This window comes from Nocardia macrotermitis (assembly GCF_009604405.1).
GTDB lineage: Bacteria > Actinomycetota > Actinomycetes > Mycobacteriales > Mycobacteriaceae > Nocardia > Nocardia macrotermitis.
In genome coordinates this window covers 85,183-104,243 of sequence record NZ_WEGK01000024.1, presented here as the reverse complement: position 1 = coordinate 104,243, position 19,061 = coordinate 85,183, and the positions used below count along the sequence as shown (strand labels likewise).

The 19,061-nt window shown below is 67.1% G+C and carries 16 protein-coding genes; 8 read left to right on the top strand and 8 right to left on the bottom strand.

Annotation, left to right across the window (positions count from 1 at the left end):
* Window positions 1-76: 76 nt before the first annotated feature.
* The 3 genes from NRB20_RS34780 to NRB20_RS34770 form a co-directional block, all read right to left on the bottom strand.
* Window positions 77-1,039 carry a TIGR03621 family F420-dependent LLM class oxidoreductase gene (locus tag NRB20_RS34780; RefSeq protein ID WP_153415659.1) on the bottom strand — a complete coding sequence of 321 codons (963 nt, stop codon included), beginning with the start codon at window positions 1,037-1,039 and terminating at the stop codon, window positions 77-79.
* Window positions 1,040-1,044: 5 nt separating this feature from the next.
* On the bottom strand, window positions 1,045-1,821 hold the full coding sequence (locus tag NRB20_RS34775; RefSeq protein ID WP_153415658.1) for an SDR family NAD(P)-dependent oxidoreductase: 777 nt from the start codon (window positions 1,819-1,821) through the stop codon (window positions 1,045-1,047).
* 124 nt (window positions 1,822-1,945) lie between these two features.
* On the bottom strand, window positions 1,946-2,890 hold the full coding sequence (locus NRB20_RS34770) for an HpcH/HpaI aldolase/citrate lyase family protein (protein WP_153415657.1): 945 nt from the start codon (window positions 2,888-2,890) through the stop codon (window positions 1,946-1,948).
* A gap of 795 nt (window positions 2,891-3,685) precedes the next feature.
* Between NRB20_RS34770 and NRB20_RS34765 the strand changes: the two genes are divergently transcribed.
* Entirely contained in the window at window positions 3,686-4,321 is a 636-nt protein-coding gene (locus NRB20_RS34765) for a TetR/AcrR family transcriptional regulator (RefSeq protein WP_153415656.1), read from the top strand.
* 8 nt (window positions 4,322-4,329) lie between these two features.
* Here the strand turns inward: NRB20_RS34765 and NRB20_RS34760 are convergent, their stop codons facing one another.
* On the bottom strand, window positions 4,330-5,073 hold the full coding sequence (locus NRB20_RS34760; protein ID WP_153415655.1) for a helix-turn-helix domain-containing protein: 744 nt from the start codon (window positions 5,071-5,073) through the stop codon (window positions 4,330-4,332).
* Between the two features lie 207 nt (window positions 5,074-5,280).
* On the opposite strand from NRB20_RS34760, the gene NRB20_RS34755 reads away from it, so the two are divergent.
* The 4 genes from NRB20_RS34755 (at window position 5,281) to NRB20_RS34740 (ending at window position 11,534) form a co-directional block, all read left to right on the top strand.
* Window positions 5,281-5,955, top strand: a complete 675-nt coding sequence (locus NRB20_RS34755; protein WP_153415654.1) for a DUF3159 domain-containing protein — start codon at window positions 5,281-5,283, stop codon at window positions 5,953-5,955.
* A gap of 127 nt (window positions 5,956-6,082) precedes the next feature.
* The gene (locus NRB20_RS34750) at window positions 6,083-7,303 is read left to right on the top strand and encodes a cytochrome P450 (RefSeq protein WP_319945786.1); all 1,221 of its coding nucleotides are present in this window, start codon (window positions 6,083-6,085) and stop codon (window positions 7,301-7,303) included.
* A 239-nt stretch (window positions 7,304-7,542) separates the two neighbouring features.
* Entirely contained in the window at window positions 7,543-7,941 is a 399-nt protein-coding gene (locus NRB20_RS34745; RefSeq protein ID WP_194290114.1) for an effector-associated constant component EACC1, read from the top strand.
* Window positions 7,938-11,534 (top strand): caspase, EACC1-associated type, encoded by a 3,597-nt coding sequence (locus NRB20_RS34740; RefSeq protein ID WP_153415652.1) that lies wholly within the window; start codon window positions 7,938-7,940, stop codon window positions 11,532-11,534. Before NRB20_RS34745 ends, NRB20_RS34740 begins: the two co-directional genes overlap by 4 nt.
* Before the next feature lie 148 nt (window positions 11,535-11,682).
* On the opposite strand, the gene NRB20_RS34735 is transcribed toward NRB20_RS34740, so the two are convergent.
* From NRB20_RS34735 to NRB20_RS34725, 3 genes are all read right to left on the bottom strand, one after another.
* Window positions 11,683-12,810 carry an NDMA-dependent alcohol dehydrogenase gene (locus tag NRB20_RS34735; protein WP_153415651.1) on the bottom strand — a complete coding sequence of 376 codons (1,128 nt, stop codon included), beginning with the start codon at window positions 12,808-12,810 and terminating at the stop codon, window positions 11,683-11,685.
* 228 nt (window positions 12,811-13,038) lie between these two features.
* On the bottom strand, window positions 13,039-13,740 hold the full coding sequence (locus NRB20_RS34730) for an LmeA family phospholipid-binding protein (protein WP_153415650.1): 702 nt from the start codon (window positions 13,738-13,740) through the stop codon (window positions 13,039-13,041).
* Window positions 13,741-13,744: 4 nt separating this feature from the next.
* On the bottom strand, window positions 13,745-14,395 hold the full coding sequence (locus NRB20_RS34725; RefSeq protein WP_153415649.1) for a TetR-like C-terminal domain-containing protein: 651 nt from the start codon (window positions 14,393-14,395) through the stop codon (window positions 13,745-13,747).
* A 93-nt stretch (window positions 14,396-14,488) separates the two neighbouring features.
* Here NRB20_RS34725 and NRB20_RS34720 point away from each other — a divergent pair, with 93 nt between their 5' ends.
* Together NRB20_RS34720 and NRB20_RS34715 are read left to right on the top strand one after the other, a co-directional pair.
* Entirely contained in the window at window positions 14,489-15,721 is a 1,233-nt protein-coding gene (locus NRB20_RS34720) for an FAD-dependent monooxygenase (RefSeq protein WP_194290113.1), read from the top strand.
* A 166-nt stretch (window positions 15,722-15,887) separates the two neighbouring features.
* Complete coding sequence (locus NRB20_RS34715; RefSeq protein ID WP_153415647.1) at window positions 15,888-16,454, top strand: YbhB/YbcL family Raf kinase inhibitor-like protein; 567 nt, start codon at window positions 15,888-15,890, stop codon at window positions 16,452-16,454.
* A gap of 462 nt (window positions 16,455-16,916) precedes the next feature.
* Here NRB20_RS34715 and NRB20_RS34710 read toward each other — a convergent pair whose 3' ends face one another.
* Entirely contained in the window at window positions 16,917-18,239 is a 1,323-nt protein-coding gene (locus tag NRB20_RS34710; RefSeq protein ID WP_153415646.1) for an oxygenase MpaB family protein, read from the bottom strand.
* A 91-nt stretch (window positions 18,240-18,330) separates the two neighbouring features.
* Between NRB20_RS34710 and NRB20_RS34705 the strand changes: the two genes are divergently transcribed.
* Entirely contained in the window at window positions 18,331-18,894 is a 564-nt protein-coding gene (locus tag NRB20_RS34705; protein ID WP_153415675.1) for a TetR/AcrR family transcriptional regulator, read from the top strand.
* Window positions 18,895-19,061: the final 167 nt, after the last annotated feature.

The window sequence follows — 19,061 nt, the reverse complement described above, 5'->3', positions numbered from 1 at the left end:
TTCGAAACGGTAGTTCCGGTAGCGATCCTTGTATTCGCTGTAGCGCGAACGTTTGACCATGTCGATCCTTCTCTCGCTAGGTGCCCGCCAGGGCGGCGACGACGGGCGCGAACGCCTCGAATTCGCCTTGCTGCACGCTGATGTAGTTGGCCCCGAACAGCTCTCGCCGTTCGCGCAACCGGTCGGCGATCTGTTCGACCGTGCCGACCAGGACGTTGGGATGGTCGCCGAGTCCGCCGACCGGGACGCGCAGGATGGAGGCGATCCGCTCCAGTGCCGCGGCCGGGTCGTCGGTGACCGCGGTGAAGAACGGCGAGCTCTCGATATCCAAGTGCGCGAGGCGATCTCCTGCACCGGCACGCACGAATCCCAACCGCCGCACGGCTTCCTGTCGGGGGGTGCGACCCGCGCCGTCGACCGGGTCGAACGGGACGTTGTTGATGCTGACGATGTCCGCCTCGCGTCCGGCCAGGGACAGTACGCGTTTGCGGCCGCCGCCGATCATGATCGGCGGATGCGGTTTCTGTACCGGCAGCGGCAGTCCCGCGTAGTCGCGCGCGGTGACGTACTCGCCGTCCAGGTCCAGCTGTTCGCCCGCACAGTGCGCCTTGAACAGTGCGACGACCTCTTCGAGCTTCGAAATACGTTGCGGCGCGGGGTTGAACGGTACACCCATGGCCCGGTATTCGGATTCGCTCCAGCCGCCGCCGATGCCGAATTCCAGGCGGCCGTCGGACAGCAGGTCCAGGGTGGTCGCCTCCTTCATCAGCACACCCGGGACGTGGTAGTCGGCGCAGAAGACCCGGCAGCCGACCCGCAACGTGCTGGTCACCGCCGCCGCGACGGCCATGGCCGCGATCGGGGCCAGATGTTGCGCCGGCCAGCGCGCGGCCTGGGCGGCCGGACCCTTGCCGAGATAGTGGTCTGCCAGGAAGAGCGTGGAATATCCGGCGTCCTCGACACGCGTTGCCACAGCGCGCCATTGGGCGGCCGAGGTCGCCTTGGTGGCCTGGACCGCGAAGCGGAAGGGTCTGCTCATCGCATTCACCGGGCCACGTATCCGCCGTCGACCGGGATCGCGGCGCCGGTGATGAACGACGCCTCGTCGCTGGCGAGAAACAGTGCGGCCGAGGCCAATTCGATGGGCTTGCCCCAGCGCTTCATCGGCTGCGGCGGCACCACGTCGGTGGGCGGCTCGCCGTCCTCGGGAGCGCCGGCCAGTCCGGTCCAGGTCATGCCGGGGCAGATCGCGTTCACCCGGATGTTCTGCGTCGCGTAGTCCAGCGCAACGGATTTGGTGAGCTGCACGATGCCGCCCTTCGCGGCGGCGTAGGCCGCGATGCCCTGCCAGCCGACCAGCGCCGAGGCCGAGGCGGTATTGATCACCGAGCCGCCGCCGGAGGCGAGCATGGCCGGGATCGCGTACTTCATGCCGAGATACGCGCCCTTGAGGTTCACCGCGACCACGGTGTCGAAGGACTCCTCGTCCAAATCCGCTAGCGGGCCGCGCTTTCCGCTCATTCCGGCGTTGTTGAACAGCACGTCCAGGCGGCCGAACGAGTCCACCGCGGCGGCGATCATCCGTTGCACCTCAACGGATTTCGAAACATCCGCCGACACCGCCACGGCAGCCTCGCCGATGTCCGCGGCCGTCTTGTCCTGTCGGCCACTGATATCCGCGCAGACCACCTTCGCGCCCTCACGGGCGAACAGCAGCGCACTGGCCCGGCCGATGCCGGATCCGGCCCCGGTGATCACCGCTACCTTCCCCGCCAGGCGTCCGGCGTATCGCGTATCGCTGATAGCACTACCTTCTTTCATGGCCGGGACCTCCGGGGAACGCTTTTGTCGCTTGTCCTTCGAGGACTGAAATGAGACGGCGTCCCCGGGGGCCTGTGCCGGAGGCATGTCGTCTCGGAAGGTGTCGTCCCGGTGAGGACTGGTCTCATCGCGCTGCCTCACTGTCGATCCGGGCGAGTTCGGCCTTGGCCAGGACGTTCTCGGCGAGGCGGAGGTGACCGGCGTCCACGAGCTGACCGGACTGTCCGATCGCGCCGACGCCGTCCCGCTGCGCCTTGCGATATCCGTCGACAAGCGTTCGGGCATGGTCGATTTCGGCGGCGGTCGGGGTGAACACCGCGTTGGCGAGGGGCACCTGACTCGGGTGGATGGCCCATTTCCCGTCGAAGCCCAGGGCCGCGGCGTGGGCGGCGTCGGCGCGGTAGCCGTCGGTGTCGGCGTAGTCCGGATACGGCGAGTCGATCACGTCGATTCCGGCCGCGCGGCCCGCCGCGAGCACCTGCACCCGCTCGGCATGCCAGAAATCGCCCGGATACTGCCCCGGGGCGGGGCGGAAATTGCCGCCGACCCGGGCGTGCAGGGATGCGGACAGGTCGCCGACGCCGAAGATGATCGCCTCCAAACGTGGACTGGCCGTGGCGATCTCGGCGGCGTTGAGCAGGCCCTCGGCCTCCTCGATCAGCACCTCGAGCCCGATCCGGTGGGACAGGCCGAGTTTGAGTTCCAGCTGGGTGAGCAGCACATCCACCCACCACACGTCGCGGGCGGTGCGCGCCTTCGGGACGATCACCACGTCGAGGCGGTCGCGCGCGCCGGTGACCACCTCGACCAGGTCGTCGTGGCACCAGGGCGTGTCCAGGCCGTTGATGCGGATCGCGCGGGTGGTGCGGCCCCAGTCCAGTTCGGTGAACGCGCGTACCGCGATCGACCGCGCGTCCGCCTTCGCCGACGGTGCGCAGGCGTCCTCGAGGTCCAGGAACACCAGATCGGCGTCCGACCGGGCGGCCGCCGCACACATGGACTCGTTGCTGGCCGGGGTTGCCAGCTCCGAGCGCCGTGTGCGCGCTGTTTTTGTTGCGGCACTTGTCATTTCGAAACCACCCCGATCAGGCTCCCGGCCGATTGCGGCGAAGCAGCCCCCGCGCACACATTGAGGGGCATCACGTTTGTTAATCGGTCGATCAATATTCGGTTCCCCACAGAACCTTCGAGACATTCGACGGAAACCACCACATCGACCTCCATGGCGATGAAATACTGTGCACTCCAACAGTTTTGGAGCACCTCCGAGCGGATCCGGTCACAGTCCGTCGCGGGGTTGCGCGACCGGCCTTCCAGGTGCCGCTTGCTCCACAACTGTTTAACACTTATCGTCGAATCATGTCAATCGCCAGCGCCACCATCTCGCGCTTTGCATACGATCTACCTGCAAGTTCACCCACCAGCATCGACAGACAGAGCGCGCCACATCCCCAACTTTTAAACGATCGCTTAGCACTCTCGGCCCCCGTCGCCGGACAACCGAGCAGCCACCTGTTGATAGATTCGGTCATGTGAGCGAGCCCGCGAATGCCCCGTCAACCCCGCGCACGCCGCAGGTACCGGTAGCGAGCGTCGGCGAGATAGCAATGCCACCACGCATCCGCGCACGACGGAGCCGAACATCGGCGAGGCAAGGTCACGAGTGTGCCCTCGACATAGCCCGAGCCGTGGACAACGGGCGCGAATGGCAACGAAGTACGACCGTGAGCATGCTCGCGCGACAGCTGGACCATGAATCAGCACGGTGCGCCGCCGCAGCACATACCTCCCAGATCGAAGGCGGAACAGTCGTCAACATGAGCGAGCGGTATGCGGTAGCGGGCCCCTGCCTGGAGGAGGCTCGATGAGCGCACCACGCAAACGTCGTCGCGGCGAGGATTCCGACACCCGCGATCAGCTGATCGAGGCGACCGCCGAACTCATGCTGGAAGAGGGTTACGCCGGGGCCACCACCCGGCGCGTGGCGGCGAAGGTCGGCGTGAATCCCGCCCTGGTCTACTATTACTTCCCCTCCCTGGACGATCTGTTCCTGGCCGTCTTCCGCAAGGGCGCCGAGGCCAACCTGGAACGACAGCGCAAGGCCCTGGCGTCGGAGAATCCGATGCGCGCACTGTGGGAGACCGCGACCGACGCGCGCGGCACCGCACTGCTGATGGAATTCATGGCATTGGCCAACCACCGCAAGGAGATTCGCACCGAGATCGCCGCGTACGCCGAGCGCTACCGGGAGAGTCAGCTCACCGCGCTGACCGTCATCCTGCGCGCCCGCGGCTTCGATATCGACGCCCTGTCCCCCGCGATGATGTCGGTCGCCATCAGCAGCCTCGGCGCGACCCTGGTCAACGAATCCAGCCTGGGCATCACCCTCGGCCACCGCGAATTGGCCGAATTCGCCGAGGATTTCGTGCGGCTGTTCGAGGGCAAGCCGTGGACCCGCGCGATGCTGCCGCCCCGGCCGGGCGTCGAGGATCCGGCGTAGCGGTCGTATCAGTCCTCGGGGTCCGGCGGCGTGTTGAGCAGGATGTGGGTGCGGTACAGCACATCGAGTTGGGCGCGGTTGTAGACGTCGACCAGGGCCTTGGCGACCGTCTGCTCGGCGAACCGCGCACCGCGCGGCGCATCCGACGCCAGCGTGTTCAGGCCCGGATGTTCGGCGAACAGCGCGCTGACCATGGGCAGTAACCGCTGCGCCAGTTCGGCGCGGGTTCGTTCGTCGGCGTCTGCGGGCAACGCACCGAACTCCTCGGCCGCGGCAGCGGGGACGGAGTTGTGCTGCAACATATCCGCGTAGGTCCGCATCCCCTCCGGGCCCAGCACCCTGGTCATGACCACCGTGAACGATCGATCCGCCTCGGACATCTCGGCTCCCGCGGCCGCCGGGGCGAAGTCGGGCGGCAGATCCGTGGGCGTGGAGCGGCTCAGGATGAGGCCGAGTTCGACCCGAACCCGTTGCAGGCGTTCGATCGTCGCGGCCAGTTCGGCGTCGAGGGTGCGCAACGCCTGCTCGGGATGATCGTCGTCATCGCCCATCGCGGCGATCTGCGACAGCGAGAAACCCAGGTCCACAAGGCGTTTGATGCGCAGCAGCCGAACCAGGTGCGCGACGCCGTACTGCTTGTAACCATTGGCGCGACGTTCGGGCTCGTCGAGCAGGCCGACCTCGTGATAGTGCCGGACCGCTCGCAGGCTGGTGCCGGCGAGTTCGGCGATCTCCCGGGTGCTCCAGGCCATGACGCGCAACCTCGTTCCGACAGCGACTCGTATCGACGCGGTCGCGCCGAGGACCTCAGTAGAAACCATGCCGTCGCGGCACAGTGAAGTGCTCCCGCACGGGACAGTGGCGGACGTGATCCGGATCATTCGCCGCCGGGCTTGAGTATGCCGCAGCGGCACGGCTTTTCCTGGAGGCGTCGCTCGCACAGATCCGGGGAGAACGTGATGAACAGGACCGATCGCAACAACACCGACGACCACGCTCCGGCCGAACCCGGCCGCGCCGTCGACCTCAACACCGCACTGCTCGAGGGGGTGGGCGGGATCTCGGGGATGGTGTACACCGCGCTGCCGGTGATCGCCTTCGTCACCGCAAATGCCTTCTGCGCGTTGCCGATCGCGATCGGCGTCGCGCTCGGAGTCGGCCTGGTGCTCACTGGATGGCGGATCAAGCGCGGCGAACGTTTGTCCTCGGCGGTCGGCGGTCTGGCGGGTGTCGCGGTCGCCGGTGGTATCGCGGCTTGGACCGGGTCGGCGAGCGATTTCTTCGTGATCGGGATCTGGGCGGCGCTGCTCTGCGGCATCGTCACACTGATCTCCCTGCTGGCGCGTCGCCCACTGACCGGGATCGCCTGGAACGCCGTACACGGCGGCAAGCATCCGTGGCGCGCGGACCGCCCAACCCTGCTCGCGCACGATATCGCCACTCTCGCAGCGACATTCGTCTTCGCGGCCCGTTTCGCGGTGATGCAATGGCTCTATCTCGCCGACGCGACCGGCCCCCTGGCCGTCGCGAAGATCGCCATGGGCACTCCACTGACGGCATTGACCGTCCTGGTGATCATCTGGGCGTTCCGCCGCTCCACCAGACGACTGATCACGACCGCACCGGCCGAGTGAGCCGGAGGGCCCGCGCGAGTGAGAATATGACTCTCAAATCTGCATCTACGACTTTTCAGTGATGGTAACTTAGTTACTCGACGAAGAGAGCAGTGAATGCCTCTCCGGAGAAGCAGAGGAGTGTCACGTGGGTACAGCGCCGGTCTACTGGGATCCCTGGGATCGTGACATCGCCGCCGATCCGTATCCGGTCTATCGGCGGCTGCGGGCCGAGGCGCCGGTCTACTACAACGACAAGCATGATTTCTATGCGTTGAGCAGGCATGACGATATCGATCAGGCGCTCCTGGACTGGCAGACGTTCTCCTCCTCACGCGGCCCGATCCTGGAGATCATCAAGGCGGGGGTGGAGATTCCGCCGGGGACGCTGCTGATGGAGGATCCGCCCGCGCACGACATTCACCGGTCGCTGCTGGTGCGGGTGTTCACGCCGCGTCGGGTGTTGTCGCTGGAACCACAGATCCGGCAGATGTGCGTGCGGTCGCTGGAGCGGCTGGCGGGTCTGGACCACTTCGATCTGATGACGGAGTTCGCGAACGAGGTGCCGATGCGGGTGATCGGCATGTTGCTCGGCATTCCGGAGACCGATCAGCAGGCCGTGCGCGACCGCGCCGACGCCGACCTGCGTACCGAACCCGGTCAGCAGATGCAGGTCGACCGCGCGATTCCGCATACCGACCACTTCGCGGAGTACATCGACTGGCGCGCGGAACATCCCTCGGACGATCTGATGACCGAGTTGCTGCACGCGGAATTCGAAGACACGCAAGGGATTCGGCGAACCCTCACCCGCGAGGAAATCCTGACCTACATCTCGGTCGTCGCGGGCGCGGGCAACGAGACCACCGCTCGTCTGATCGGCTGGCTGGGCTCGCTACTTGCCCGTTTCCCCGAGCAGCGCGCCGAACTCGTCGCCGACCCCCGCCTGATCCCGAACGCCATCGAAGAAACCCTGCGCTTCGAACCCACCGGCCACTCGATCGCCCGCTACGTCACCACCGACGTCGAAATCCGCGGCACCACAATCCCTTCGGGCAGCGCCATCACCCTCCTGGTCGCCTCCGCCAACCGCGACGAGGCCCGCTGGTCCGAACCCGACCGCTTCGACATCCACCGCAAGATGACCAACCTCCGCACCTTCGGCTTCGGCACCCACTTCTGCCTCGGCGCGGCCCTGGCCCGCCTCGAAACCAGAATCGCCCTCGAAGAACTCCTCACCCACTTCCCCACCTGGGAAGTCGACCCCACCACCCTCACCCTCTCCCCCACCTCCACAGTCCGAGGCTGGGAATCCCTCCCCTTCACCATCCCCCGAATCCCCTCGGCCCCGACAACTGTCGCGTCGTAGCGGTCGGCAGCAGGATCGGGTTCACGGTCCCGCTCGCCCGTTCGTCGAGCCCCTGGGTGACGCGTCATCGAGCGAGCGGTGCCCATGACACAGCCACGGGGTCGTGGGCACGCCGACGATCCGCACACGAATGGCGCTCAGCCGTGTACTCCGCCGAGCTCGGGTGGCGGATTCCGCGTGCACGAAACTCTGCCGAGGTAACGTATGCGAAAAATGGTGTGCCGCACCGTGCTCTGTCGGTGCCCGATCATAAGTGGGGGTTGAGGGTGTTCATCCTTGGCGACGATCCCGAGGAACTGCGCGACCTGGACGAGTATCTCTCCGATACCGATGAGCTGCGTGGTTGTGTGCACCCGCAATCGAGACCGCCGGGCCCCGAGGCGATGGGGCCCACGCTCGAGGCGCTGCAGATCGTGCTCGCGCCCGGCGGTGCGGCGGCAGTGACCGCGAGCATGATCATCGCCTGGTTGCGGAGTCGGCGTGCGAGCGTGCGGATCTCGGTGCGGGGCGAGGACGGAAAGACCGTGGATCTGGATGCGCGCGGGGTCAGTTCCCTGGACTCCGAAGGTTTGCAGGAACTGACCACCACGCTGCTGCACACCCTCGATCCGGAGCAGCGGCCACCACTCGACCGATGACCGACCTGTCGGGCGACGGCGTCCGAATCCTGGTGTTGGCCACCGCAACTCACACCGATGCGGCGCTGCCGCCGCTGCCGACCGTGGCACGGACATACGACGATCTGCGGGCGGCGTTCGTCGAACGATGCGGTGCCGCACCGGAAAACGTGGTCGGGGTCCTGAATCCGCCGGATGCGCGCACGATGGCCGCGGCGATCGCCGAGGAGGCCGCCCGCGCGCGATCGGTGCTTGTGGTCTATTTCATCGGTCACGGTCTGCGGGGGCCGGGCGGTGAACTGTTCTTGGCCGCGGTCGAAACCGGTGAACTGGTACCGGGTTTGGCCGCGCACCAAGCACTGTCGTTCGGTGCGCTCGCCCAGGCGGTGCAGCGATGCCGGGCACCGGCGGTGGCGGTGATCCTGGACTGCTGTTTCTCCGGGATCGCCACATTGGATGCCGACACCGCCTCGATCCGGGAGTTCGCCAGCGGCGCGCACGGCCGCTCCTTGATCGCTTCCGCGGAACACCTGGCCTCGGCGCCGGCCGGCCAACGCCACACCGCCTTCACCGGAGCCCTGCTGCGACTGCTCGAACAAGGTGATCCCCGGGAACCGGCCTGGCTGACCTTGAACACACTCGCCTCCGGATTACACCGTCTGCTCCGCGAAACCCAGAAGGGCCCGCTGCCGCGCATCAATGTCGGCGACCGCTCCGGAGAACTCGTCATCGCTCCGAACCCGGCCGCCGCGACGTCGGAAGAGCCTGCACGAGAACCGGTTCCGGGGCGTTCCCCGTATCCCGGGCTGGCGTCGTTCGGTCCCGAGGACGCGGGCATGTTCTTCGGCCGTGACGCGATGCTAGAGGTACTGCTCACCGAGATGTCGGCGGCGGTCCGCGACGGCGCTCCGCGGGTGCTCGTCGGCGCCTCCGGCTCGGGCAAAACCTCGCTGCTGAATGCGGGATTCATTGCAGCAGTGCGTGATCGAGGCCTGCCGGGGCTCGCGGAGTCGGCGGGTTCACCGATCCGTCGATGCACGCCCGGCGCCGATCCGCTGCAACGTCTGGCCAACGCCCTCGACGCACCCGACGCGCGCGACATGATCGAGCATGACCCCGAGCAGATCGTCGAATTTGCCGATCGACTCCTCGCAGATCGTCCCGAGAGCACGCTGGTCCTGATCGTCGACCAGCTCGAGGAACTGTTCACCCTCGGCGCTTCCCGCGCCGATCGCACCGCCTTCCTCACCGCGTTGAACGCCCTCGCCGCGCCGCGCGTCGATACTGCGCCGCGTGCTGATGGTGGGCCGCGTACTGATGTTGCGTCAGGTGCTGACGCCGCGCCACGTGCCCACGCCGCATCACGTGTACTCGTGCTGACCGCGTTACGTGCCGACTTCTACGGTCACGCGGCCACCCACCCCGAACTCGTTGCGGCACTGCGCAATCACCAGATCCTCATCGATCCCATGACCCGGGCCGAACTGCGCGAGGCGATCGAGAAGCCCGCCAGCGGCAACGGCTGGACCCTCACCGACGGCCTCACCGACGTCATCCTCAACGACCTCGGCCAGGACTCCACCGCGGCAGCCGCAGCTCTGCCCCTGCTCTCGCACGCCATGCTGTCCACGTGGACTCGCCGCGACGGCAACCGGCTCACGGTCGCCGGCTACCGCGACACCGGCGGAATCGCCTCCGCCATCAGGCAGTCCGCCGAAGCCGTCTACACCGATGCCGACACCGCAGGCCGACACGCCCTGCGCATGATGCTGCCCCGCCTGATCCGCGTCGGCGTGGACGGCGACGCCGACACCGCCCAACCCGCCGATCACGCCACCCTCACTCACGGCATCGACCCCGACACCGCCCGGAACATGGTGTCCTGCTTGGTCGAAGCCCGCCTGATCACCGTCGACCGCGACACCATTCGCCTCTCGCACGAGGCCCTCCTGCGGGAATGGCCCCGCCTGCGAGAGTGGATAGACACCGACCGAGAGTGGCTGCATCGCAGTCAACGTTTCATCGCCGACAGCCGAATCTGGCGGCAATCCGGCTCCGACCCCGCCTTCCTCTATCGCGGCACCCAACTGGCCGCCATCCGAGACCGCGCCATCCCCGCCGACCGAGACCCCATCGAAGCCGACCCCACCGCCACCGAATTCCTCACCGCCGCAACCCGATCCGAAAACCGCCGGACACTCCAGCGGCGCGCCTTCGTCGGCACTCTGCTCGTACTGGTAGTCGCATTGACCGCCGTCACCGGCGTTGCCCTGTGGGCACGAAACCAAGCGAACCATCAACGTGATGTGGCGGCCTCGCGGCTCGCGGCGTTCCGCGCCACCCAGTTGCGTGAAACCCAGCCCGCGCTGAGTCAGCAGCTGGCCTTCGCGGGCTACCGAATCGCGGCGACCGACGAAGCGCGCCAAGCGTTGGCACAGAGCGCGGGCGCACCGCGGCGCACCCTGCTCGCACCGGATCCGGCGATGTCTTCGCTCACCACCGACGGCGCGATTCTGGCCGTTGCCTACCGCAACGGCACGATTGTCGTGCTCGACAGCGCCCAGCCGCGCACAGGGTCATATCCGGCGACCACGATTCCGGAGGAAGTGACGGCCCTGGCGTTCGAGCCCGGAACTACCCGGCTTGCTGTCGGTACTCGTAATGGAGTCACATTGTGGGATGTCGGGCATGCCGATCGCATTCCGATGCGCATCGCGTCCCTGCCGGGTGCCCGCGTGGTGAATTCGCTGGCATGGTCGCCCGATGGTGCGGAGCTGGCGGCCGCGACCGACAGCGGTGTCGTGCGGTTGCCGATCACCGCCGCGGGCGAAGTACGGGGCCAGTCTTCCTCCGTCGCACTGCGGGGGAGGGTGACAGCAGTCGAATACAGTGCCGATGGCGCGTATATCGCGGCCGGTGACGCGGTCGGCGAGGTGTGGCTCGGTCAACGCACCCAGCGCGACCTCGGGGTCGTGGGAGTTGTTCCCGATGGGCCGGTCATCCGCACGATTCAATTCACGGTGCGGAACGATCTGGCAATACTCGCGGGGGTGGATGTTCTGGTTGTCGATGCCGCAACGAGAAAGTTGCGATATGCCGGTTATGATACACGGAACAAAACGAAGCTGAATATCGACATCGATTATTCGAACGGTGGTGAAACAGCGGGGGGCGAGATTCGTGTTGCCACCACTGCCTTGCGGTTATTCGACAGCGGTGATTCGCTGGCGGCTCAATGGATGCTGTCCGGTTATCGGAACGGTGGATTGTCGGAAGAATTAGGCGATTCGTACAGCATCATTCCGGCAGCTGGCACAGCCGGGTCGTCCGGGGCAACTCGCATGGCCGGGACTGGGCCCGTCATATCGATTCAGGTTGTGCGGCGCGCCGGAATCGCATCTGCGATCACCATCAGCTCGGATGGCACGGTGCTGGAATGGGCGGACCCGCTGGGGTCGTCTCAAGGCGAGTCCGGCAACATGTCGGCACCGGCCAGTTCCGTAGATATCGACAAAATCACCAGCGCACTCTGCCGCGACTCAGCCTCGACTCTGACTCCCCCCGAATGGTCGAAATATTTACCGGAAGCAACGTACAGAAATCCTTGCCGATAGCCGTCCCGATATCCGGTAGCAACGATCTTCCGAGCATGTCGGCCGCGATGGGCGACCCGGCGACAGCCGAGACGGCTCGATCCATCATCCGAACCCGCCCGAGAGGTTTCCGCATACGCCGCGACGCAGGCGGAAACCCCTGTCCCGGTCAGCGATCCGCGTCGGTGAAGCGGATGACGCCGCGGATGTTCTTGCCGTCCAACATGTCCTGGTAGCCCTCGTTGATCTGGTCGAGGCGGTACTGGCGGGTGACCATGTCGTCGAGGTTCAGCTTGCCCGCTTTGTACATCGAGAGCAGTTGCGGGATGTCGTAGTGGGGGTTGCCGCCGCCGAAGATGGTGCCCTGCAAGCGTTTCTGGAGTAGGGAGAGCATGGCGAGGTTCAGGGTGGCCTCGTTCTCCACGAGGTTGCCCATGGCGGTGACGACGCAGGTGCCGGCCTTGGCGGTGATGCCGAGCCAGGTGTCGATGTCGCGGCCGTGTGCCTCGCCGACGGTGACGACGACCTTCTTGGCCATTCCGCCCGCGGTGATCTCGGCGCAGGCGGCGGTGGCTTCCTCGATGGTGGCGTAGGCGTGGGTGGCGCCGAACTTCAACGCCTGCTCGCGTTTCCACTCGACCGGGTCGACCGCGAAGATGTAGCGCGCGCCGCAGTGCACCGCGCCCTGCAGGGCCGCGATGCCCAGGCCGCCGATGCCGATGACCGCGACGTCCTCACCGGGACGGATGTCCGCGGCGCGGGTGGCCGAGCCGTAGCCGGTGGTGACACCGCAGCCGACCAGGCAGGCGACCTCGAACGGGACCGACGGATCGATCTTCACCACCGAGCTCTGATGCACCACCGCATACGGCGCGAACGTGCCCAGCAGCGTCATCGGGAAGACGTCCTTACCGCGCGCGGTGACCCGGTGCGTGCCGTCGCTGACCGAGGTACCGGCCAGCAGCAGCGCACCCAGATCGCACAGGTTGCGCAGACCGGCCTGACACGACGGGCACTTACCGCACGACGGGATGAACGACAGCACGACGTGGTCGCCGACCGCGAGATCCTCCACGTCCGGCCCGACCTCTTCGATCACACCGGCACCCTCGTGCCCGCCCAGCACCGGGAAACCTGCCATCGGAATACCGCCGGTGACCAGGTGATGGTCGGAGTGGCACATGCCGGCCGCCTCCATCCGCACCTTCACCTCGCGGCGGCGCGGCTCGCCGATCTCGATCTCCTCGATCGACCAGGGCTGGTTGAATTCCCAGAGGAGAGCGCCTTGTGTCTTCATCGTCACACTGCTTTCACGATCGGGATCGACGCGCGGCTGGACGCGACGATCGGGACGAACTCGGATCGAGGGTCCATCGCACGCGCGGACCGCGCGAATCCCGCGTCCCGCCCGGCGTGCCATGGAGACATCTGCATGATACAGCTGTTTAGACACTCGTCCAGCAGTTCGGCGACAGAGTCCCGCTGACCGGACATCAGGGCTCGTCCGGTGCACGGAACCAGCCGGTTACTTGTCCGACGCCTCGGACAGGTGCACGTTGTGCGCGACCGCGGTGACGTGCAGACCGTCGGCCTCGGGTTGGATCGCGGTGAGTCGCGCGCCCAGCGGCAACTTCTGGAGGGGAACCACGAAGGTCAGCGTCCGGCGCAGCAGCGACAGCGACAGCGAGGGCCCGCCCACCGCGGACTGCACCGAGATCGGGGTGACCGAGATACCGTTCGCGGTCGGCGAGACGGTGACCACGACCGTGCCCGGCACCGACAGCCCCTCCACCGTGAACGTCCCGGTGACGTGCATCCCGTCCGTGCCGTACGAAATCGACTTCACCCCCGACGGGGCATAACCCTGCACCGTCTCGTAGGGCACCCGGGCGGTCGCCGACGCCGAATCCGCCACCATGTTCGCGGTATTGCCGTGCAGCACATCGCTCAGCGGCGCGGCCAGATCGGTCAGCGTGACGTCCAGGTCGTGCACGGCGATCTTCTCGCCCGTCCAATCCCCGGCGTGCACCTCGATGGCGTGATACTTCCCGGCCACCGCCTGCGTCAGGAAGGGAAACCCGCCGATCCGCACACTCGGCCGACTCGCCATCCCGTACTCGGCGGCGATCTTGTCCCCGATCTCGTTCTGCGCCAGCACAACCGCCACCCGATCACCGGCGACCAGCGCAATCACCACCACAACCAGGAAAATCAGGAATCCGCGCATACACCTACCCGTTCAGACATGCCCCCATCATGCTGGTGATCGCGTTCGGGCGCAGCATGGGTCCGCGCTCAGCTGCGCGCGCCCGATGATCGCGGACGGCGATGACGTTGTCGACCAGGCGCGGGGCGTCGGTATCCGGATCCAGGGGGGCGGAGACCAGGGCGCGGATGTAGGTCGGGGACAGGATGAGTTCGACGATGTCGGTGCCGTCCAGGACGGTGGCGCCGCTGGCGTCGAGGGTGGCCTGGATTTCGCGGGCGCGCGGCTCGAGGAATTTCGCGGCGTCGATCAGTTCGGTTTCGCCGGTGCCTCCGGCGCGGGTGAGGGCGCGCAGGAAGGCCAGGGAGTTGGGGCCGCGGACGTCGCGCAGCAGATTCGTGGTCCAGACCAGGAGGTCCGCGCGCAGGTCGCCGGTCGCGGGAAGCGGTGCGCGCGTGGACAATTCGGCGACGATCGTATCGATGATCAGCCCCTCGGCCGAGCGCCACCGGCGGTAGATGGTGGCGACGTGCACCCCCGAACGTGCTGCCACGGCGGCGATTTCGACGGTGCCGTCGGCGGATTCGGCGAGCAGCTCGCGGGTGGCCGCGTGGACGGCCGCCCTGGTGCGGGCGGTGCGGCCGCCGGGTCGGGTCACTCCGGTTGCTTGGGGCATGGACTCATATTAACGCGAAGCATTTGCGTTAGTTGCGGGCCGAGGTTACCGTAAATGCGAAAAGTTCGCATCAGTGGCGCGGGAGGTACGACCATGGCACGAGCACTCATCGTCGGCGGGGGAATCGCGGGTGACACCCTTGCCCTGCTGCTCGAACGCGACGGCTGGGCGGTGACCGTCGCGGAGATCGCCCCGGCTCCGCGCACCGGCGGACAGACCGTCGACCTGCGCGGCGATTGCCGGGAAGTGTTGGGGCGAAACGGATTACTGGAACAGGCCCTGGAATGCCTGGTCCCGCAGCGTGGCGCGGCGTGGATCGACGCCGACGAGCGACGGCTGGCGGCGATGCCGGTGGAGGCGTTCGACGGCAGGGGGCTGGTATCCCGGGAGGAACTGTTGCGCAGCGACCTCGCGCGGATCATCCACGAAGCGGCGGGGCCCGGCGTGCGACACCTCTTCGGCGAGACGGTGACGGCTCTGGAGGACACCGAGCGCGGCGTCCGGGCGCGGTTCCGCACTGCCGAGCCGGAGGAATTCGACCTGGTCGTCGGTGCCGACGGCACGCATTCGCAGGTTCGCGCACTGCGTTTCGGGCCCGAGGAGAACTACCGCGAACCGCTCGGCCTGGCGCACGCCTGGTTCACCCTCACCGAACGGCCCGGCACGCCCACGCTCGACGGCTGGATGCTCATCCACAACTCCCCCGGCCGACGCGCGGTGGTGGCGCGCCCCGGCCACCCCGGGCAGCAGGAGATCGGCCTCACCTTCGCCGCTGAAACCCTGCCCGCACATCGCGACCGCGAAGCCCAATTCGCCTTGCTGGAAAGCACTTTCGCCGATGTCGGCTGGCGCACCGCCGAATTTCTGACCGCCGCCCGCGAAGCCCCCGACTTCGCGCTGGACACCCTCGACCAGATCCACATGCCCACCTGGCGCGACGGCCGCGTGGTCCTGCTCGGCGACAGCGCATGGTGCGCCAGCCCGCTCAGCGGCCTCGGCACCGCCCTGGCCCTGCGTGGCGCGGACGAACTGGCGGCGGCACTGCGAACCTCCAACGTCGTCCACGACCTCGGCCGCCTGCCCGCCGCGCTGGCCGCATTCGAATCGTCCATGCGTCCCAGAGTGTCTGCCGCACAACAACTCCCACCCGGCCGCATCGCCGCAGCGGCACCCAACTCGGCCCTCGGCATCCGCGTCAACGCCTGGATAATGCGCGCCCTGCAATCGCGGCTCGCGCGCCCGCTGATAGCGCGAGCCTTCGCGGCCAGCGAGCACGGCCGCGGCACATCGCCGGAACCGCAGGCGGCGAACAGCGTCAGCCGGTGAGCGGCTGAACGTGCGAACTGCGCGAGTCGGTGAGCAAACGAACCGACGAGGTGCGCTGGGTCGCGAGTGTGAACCGGTGCGCGGCGGGAACCAGCAAGCAGTATGGGTTGCCGATAGCACAGGGAGCCGGTGTGCGCGTGTCGACGTGAAGGAGGAGTATCGCTTCATGCCCGCGAATCCCCTCGGCGTTGCCCTGCGCAATCGGCGTGCCGGTCACCACACCCTGGTGTGGGCCCACCCCGAACTTCAGGCTCCGGAGAACTTCACCCTGACCAGTCCCGCCTTCGCCCACGAGACGCCCATACCGATCGAATATCGCGGTCGGATGTTCGGCGCGAATGTCTCCCCGGCGCTGGCCTGGACCGAACCCCCTTCCGGCACAGTCGAACTCGTGCTCGTCGCGCAGGATCCCGATGTTCCCATGGGCAAACCGGCCACACATGCCCTGACCGTCGGCATCGATCCGGAACTGCGCGCACTCCCGGACAACGCCCTCGCCGACCCGAGCCCGATCCCGCACCTACGGCATGGCAAAGGCCCGCTCGGCCGACGCGGCTGGGCAGGCCCGATGCCGATCCGCTCGCACGGACCGCACTCGTACGTCTTCCAGCTCTTCGCCCTCGACCATGCCCCGGATCTACCGGCGAGTTTCACCCTCGACCAGACGATCGCGGCGATCACGGGCCACGTCATCGGACGCGCGCGTCTGGACGGGACCTACGAAAACCCCTGAGCAAGAAGAGGTTCGGGTTCAGAGCCCGAGCGCGCTGAGCAGGTTGCCGAGCACCGGGATCGAATCCGCACTGCCGGTCCCGGTGGAGCCGCCGCACCCGGCGCTGCCCGCCGCCCCCACGGTGACCGCGACCGGGCCGATCGTGTCAGCACAGCGAGTCGGATCCAGCGCCCGGCCAACTCAACGCGCGCCGACTCAACGCGCTGCCCACTCACTGCGCGGCCCACTCAACGCGCCGCCGACTCAACGCGCCGCCGACTCAACGCGCCGCCGACTCAACGCGCCGCCCACTCAACGCGCCGCCCACTCAATACGCGGCCCACTCAGCGCGCCGCCCACTCAGCGCGCCGCCCACTCAACGCGCCGCCCACTCAACGCGCCGCCCACTCAACGCGCCGCCCACTCAGCGCGCCGCCCACTCAACGCCCACTCAATGCGCCGCCCACTCAACGCGCCGCACACTCAATGCGCGATAGGCGTGTAATTCTTTGCGTCGCTGACGAATTCAGGATTCCCATAGGCAGCAAGACGACGCTTCACCAACCGCACGATGTACCGATCGATGGCCGGACGCAACACCGGAACCCGATTAGCCGCAGTCACAACCAATAATCGCCCGATGATGAAGGGCGCGGTCACAGCGATGCGCGCCAGATCGCCCACCCCGATCGACACCCCCATGCGCCGCGCGACATGCCGATTCCCGTGACAGAACGCGATCACGAAACCCGCTGTGCTGTAACTCTTCTCGACCGAGTCGGCGATCCGGTCGAACCGCGTCTCCCCCGAACGCAGATAGGCCGCCATCGTCGAGCGAATCAACCCGCCGCAGGTCGCATCGTCGAACCCGTCACGCAGCAGCGCCGCGCGGGCATGGAAGACCTGGATGATCCCCTCGGCCGTGGTCGGCAGCAGTTCCTCCGGCAGCCCGAGCAGAAAACAGCGGTACCGTGCGAATTCGACCACCGCACGCTCACCGGAAGTGAATTCGGTGCGTCCCTTCCGATGTATCTGTTGCGCAAGGAGATACAGCCCGATCATCCCGGCGGGCATCTGGTCGACCTGCGGCACCGGCACCCCGTACACCTCCGGATCCCAGCGATCCGAACGTTCGAGCGCGTTGTAGCGGACCATCGAATGCATCAGCCGCACCATGGCCGCGGCCTCGAAACCCGGACCGTGGCGGTCCAGCGCGTCCGGCAGCGTGGTGACCGCGAAGAAGTTGGCCGTCTCGTTGACCCGCCTGGCCGCGCGCCGCCCCGACAACGCCCCGGTCAGCGCCATCGGCAGCGCCGCATAGGTATTGGTGAACGTCGCGATGAACGCACCGCGCGTGATGAACGGCGACAGCAGCGCCGACTCGATCCGGGCCTGGCGAGCGCCCTTGCGCACCATGTCCATATCGAGCCACTCGGGCGCGGCCTCCATATCGGCGATGAACGCGACCAGTTCCGGCGGCGCGTCCGGCACCGCGTCGACGCCCTCGCGGCAAGCCTGCCGGACCATGCCGACCAGACTGGTCACGCTGTGCCGCGACATCAGCGCGGCGAACGGATCCGCGACCGTGTCGCCCAGCATGGTGGCGGTCGAAATCAGTTCCACCACACGCTCATCGGTCAGGATCGGGGTGCGTTCGGCGACCCATTTCGGCAGCGCCGAGGCGTCGTCCGGATCGATGGTGAGGCGGTAGGGCGCGGCGTCGAAATCGATCCCGCCGTAGAGCTCCGGCTGTAACTCACGCTGACTGCGCACGCGCCGCGCCAGCTCGGGATAGTGCGTCGTCATCGAGGCCTCCAGCAGAAACTAACAAGATGTTAGTAACCATACTCACGAAGTGTTAGTTACCCTGTCAAGGGTGAACCCGCAGCGACGACGAATGACCGCCGAGGAACGACGGGAGCAGATCCTCGACGTCGCGCACAAGATCATCAACGCCGAAGGTTTCCACGCCGCCACCCCGAACCGCATCGCCGACGCGGCCGGCGTCAACCGCTCCCTGCTCTACCAGCAGTTCGGCGATCTCGCGGGCCTGTTCGTGGCCCTGATCGACCGCGAGGTGGCCCGCGCCGCAGCCCAGTTCCACGAGGCCGTCGGCCCCGACGGCGACACCGACGCCCTGCACGTCTTCGACGCCATCCTGCAAGCCGTCGACGCCCACCCCGACACCTGGCGCCTGTTCCTCTTCCCACCCGAAGGCGCCCCACCCGAACTCTACGAACGCCTCGCCCGCTCCCAATCCGCGGTCCGCAAATACTTCATCCACCAACTCCTGCAAGCGAATCCAACCCTCGAAGACCCCGACTACACCGCCTACGTCCTACACGCGGCAGGCCGAGAACTCCTACAACTCCGCCTCACCGAACCCGAATCCGCCACCCCCGACCGCCTCCGCGCATTGGTCCGCAGGCTCGGCTCCGAAATCCAGGACAGAATCCGATAGCTCCCGGCACGCTCGAGCCCGCTCCCCACCCCACCGACCGGCAACCGAAATCGATGATCTCGAAGCGAAACGGGAACCGGCTCGCACCGCAGGAGCGGATCGTATTGCTCACGGTGTTCACGAAGTCCCGTCAGCGGGAGACGACCGAGGTTGAGCGTGCTCGGCTC

Coding starts and splice junctions, on each gene's coding strand:
- NRB20_RS34725 (WP_153415649.1), bottom strand. CDS start 14,395: ATGCCCCAAGCAACCGGAGTGACCCGACCCGGCGGCCGCACCGCCCGC.
- NRB20_RS34780 (WP_153415659.1), bottom strand. CDS start 1,039: ATGAGCAGACCCTTCCGCTTCGCGGTCCAGGCCACCAAGGCGACCTCG.
- NRB20_RS34730 (WP_153415650.1), bottom strand. CDS start 13,740: ATGCGCGGATTCCTGATTTTCCTGGTTGTGGTGGTGATTGCGCTGGTC.
- NRB20_RS34710 (WP_153415646.1), bottom strand. CDS start 18,239: ATGACGACGCACTATCCCGAGCTGGCGCGGCGCGTGCGCAGTCAGCGT.
- NRB20_RS34720 (WP_194290113.1), top strand. CDS start 14,489: ATGGCACGAGCACTCATCGTCGGCGGGGGAATCGCGGGTGACACCCTT.
- NRB20_RS34775 (WP_153415658.1), bottom strand. CDS start 1,821: ATGAAAGAAGGTAGTGCTATCAGCGATACGCGATACGCCGGACGCCTG.
- NRB20_RS34755 (WP_153415654.1), top strand. CDS start 5,281: ATGAACAGGACCGATCGCAACAACACCGACGACCACGCTCCGGCCGAA.
- NRB20_RS34715 (WP_153415647.1), top strand. CDS start 15,888: ATGCCCGCGAATCCCCTCGGCGTTGCCCTGCGCAATCGGCGTGCCGGT.
- NRB20_RS34770 (WP_153415657.1), bottom strand. CDS start 2,890: ATGACAAGTGCCGCAACAAAAACAGCGCGCACACGGCGCTCGGAGCTG.
- NRB20_RS34760 (WP_153415655.1), bottom strand. CDS start 5,073: ATGGCCTGGAGCACCCGGGAGATCGCCGAACTCGCCGGCACCAGCCTG.
- NRB20_RS34765 (WP_153415656.1), top strand. CDS start 3,686: ATGAGCGCACCACGCAAACGTCGTCGCGGCGAGGATTCCGACACCCGC.
- NRB20_RS34740 (WP_153415652.1), top strand. CDS start 7,938: ATGACCGACCTGTCGGGCGACGGCGTCCGAATCCTGGTGTTGGCCACC.
- NRB20_RS34705 (WP_153415675.1), top strand. CDS start 18,331: ATGACCGCCGAGGAACGACGGGAGCAGATCCTCGACGTCGCGCACAAG.
- NRB20_RS34735 (WP_153415651.1), bottom strand. CDS start 12,810: ATGAAGACACAAGGCGCTCTCCTCTGGGAATTCAACCAGCCCTGGTCG.